This window comes from Paraburkholderia sp. DHOC27 (assembly GCF_003429005.1).
Lineage (GTDB): Bacteria > Pseudomonadota > Gammaproteobacteria > Burkholderiales > Burkholderiaceae > Paraburkholderia.
Map to the genome: position 1 here is coordinate 1 of NZ_QVQV01000017.1, position 3,018 is coordinate 3,018.

The window sequence follows — 3,018 nt, forward strand, 5'->3', positions numbered from 1 at the left end:
GAGACACACCCGTTATAGGGTCAAGCGAACAAGTGCATGTGGTGGATGCCTTGGCGATCACAGGCGATGAAGGACGCGGTAGCCTGCGAAAAGCTACGGGGAGCTGGCAAACGAGCTTTGATCCGTAGATGTCCGAATGGGGAAACCCACTCCTTATGGAGTATCCATAGCTGAATACATAGGCTATGAGAAGCGAACGCGGTGAACTGAAACATCTAAGTAACCGCAGGAAAAGAAATCAACCGAGATTCCCAGAGTAGTGGCGAGCGAAATGGGACCAGCCTGTACTCTTTATCTTCATTGTTAGTCGAAGGCTCTGGAAAGTGCCGCCATAGCAGGTGATAGCCCTGTAGACGAAAGCAGCGAGGAAGAACTAGGTGTACGACAAGTAGGGCGGGACACGTGAAATCCTGTCTGAAGATGGGGGGACCATCCTCCAAGGCTAAATACTCGTGATCGACCGATAGTGAACCAGTACCGTGAGGGAAAGGCGAAAAGAACCCCGGGAGGGGAGTGAAACAGATCCTGAAACCGCATGCATACAAACAGTCGGAGCCTCGCAAGGGGTGACGGCGTACCTTTTGTATAATGGGTCAGCGACTTACATTCAGTGGCAAGCTTAACCGATTAGGGCAGGCGTAGCGAAAGCGAGTCCGAACAGGGCGTTCAGTCGCTGGGTGTAGACCCGAAACCAGGTGATCTATCCATGGCCAGGATGAAGGTGCGGTAACACGTACTGGAGGTCCGAACCCACTAACGTTGAAAAGTTAGGGGATGAGCTGTGGATAGGGGTGAAAGGCTAAACAAACCTGGAAATAGCTGGTTCTCTCCGAAAACTATTTAGGTAGTGCCTCGTGTATCACCTTCGGGGGTAGAGCACTGTCATGGTTGTGGGGTCCATTGCGGATTACTACGCCATAGCAAACTCCGAATACCGAAGAGTGCAATCACGGGAGACAGACATCGGGTGCTAACGTCCGGTGTCAAGAGGGAAACAACCCAGACCGCCAGCTAAGGTCCCCAAATATGACTAAGTGGGAAACGAAGTGGGAAGGCTAAAACAGTCAGGAGGTTGGCTTAGAAGCAGCCATCCTTTAAAGAAAGCGTAATAGCTCACTGATCGAGTCGTCCTGCGCGGAAGATGTAACGGGGCTAAGTCATATACCGAAGCTGCGGATGCACATTTATGTGCATGGTAGGAGAGCGTTCCGTAAGCCTGCGAAGGTGCACTGGAAAGTGTGCTGGAGGTATCGGAAGTGCGAATGCTGACATGAGTAGCGATAAAGGGGGTGAAAGGCCCCCTCGCCGTAAGCCCAAGGTTTCCTACGCAACGTTCATCGGCGTAGGGTGAGTCGGCCCCTAAGGCGAGGCAGAAATGCGTAGCTGATGGGAAGCAGGTTAATATTCCTGCACCATTGTTAGATGCGATGGGGGGACGGATCGCGGAAGGTTGTCCGGGTGTTGGAAGTCCCGGTCCTTGCATTGGAGAAGGCGCTTTGGCAAATCCGGGCGCGGAATTCAAGGGTGTGAGGCCAGTCTCTTAGGAGACGAAGCAATCGGAAGTGGTTCCAGGAAAAGCCTCTAAGCTTCAGTCTAACAAGACCGTACCGCAAACCGACACAGGTGGGCGAGATGAGTATTCTAAGGCGCTTGAGAGAACTCGGGAGAAGGAACTCGGCAAATTGGTACCGTAACTTCGGGATAAGGTACGCCCCTGTAGCTTGACTGGCTCGCGCCAGAAGGGTGAAGGGGTTGCAATAAACTGGTGGCTGCGACTGTTTAATAAAAACACAGCACTCTGCAAACACGAAAGTGGACGTATAGGGTGTGACGCCTGCCCGGTGCCGGAAGATTAAATGATGGGGTGCAAGCTCTTGATTGAAGTCCCGGTAAACGGCGGCCGTAACTATAACGGTCCTAAGGTAGCGAAATTCCTTGTCGGGTAAGTTCCGACCTGCACGAATGGCGTAACGATGGCCACACTGTCTCCTCCCGAGACTCAGCGAAGTTGAAGTGTTTGTGATGATGCAATCTCCCCGCGGCTAGACGGAAAGACCCCATGAACCTTTACTGTAGCTTTGCATTGGACTTTGAACCGGTCTGTGTAGGATAGGTGGGAGGCTGTGAAGCGGGAACGCTAGTTTCCGTGGAGCCGTCCTTGAAATACCACCCTGATCTGTTTGAGGTTCTAACCTTGACCCGTTATCCGGGCCGGGGACAGTGCATGGTAGGCAGTTTGACTGGGGCGGTCTCCTCCCAAAGTGTAACGGAGGAGTACGAAGGTACGCTAGGTACGGTCGGAAATCGTGCTGATAGTGCAATGGCATAAGCGTGCTTAACTGCGAGACCGACAAGTCGAGCAGGTGCGAAAGCAGGTCATAGTGATCCGGTGGTTCTGTATGGAAGGGCCATCGCTCAACGGATAAAAGGTACTCTGGGGATAACAGGCTGATACCGCCCAAGAGTTCATATCGACGGCGGTGTTTGGCACCTCGATGTCGGCTCATCTCATCCTGGGGCTGTAGCCGGTCCCAAGGGTATGGCTGTTCGCCATTTAAAGAGGTACGTGAGCTGGGTTTAAAACGTCGTGAGACAGTTTGGTCCCTATCTGCCGTGGGCGCTGGATATTTGAAGGGGGCTGCTCCTAGTACGAGAGGACCGGAGTGGACGAACCTCTGGTGTACCGGTTGTCACGCCAGTGGCATCGCCGGGTAGCTATGTTCGGAAGAGATAACCGCTGAAAGCATCTAAGCGGGAAACTCGCCTTAAGATGAGATATCCCCGGGGCTTCGAGCCCCTTGAAGGGTCGTTCAAGACCAGGACGTTGATAGGTCAGGTGTGGAAGCGCAGTAATGCGTTAAGCTAACTGATACTAATTGCCCGTAAGGCTTGATCCTATAACCGGTGTGTTTTACGCAATGAGTTAGCGCTTCAGCGCTTACTCAGGGCCACCCCCGAAGGGGGCAGGACACCACGCACGGTTGAGATCAGTGTTGTGCCAGAATCAACACAACCCAA

General features: G+C 53.0%; 1 rRNA gene. It reads left to right on the forward strand.

From position 1 onward, the window contains the following. Nucleotides 1-18 precede the first annotated feature (18 nt). A 23S ribosomal RNA gene (locus tag D0B32_RS32105) occupies nucleotides 19-2,897 on the forward strand. Nucleotides 2,898-3,018: the final 121 nt, after the last annotated feature.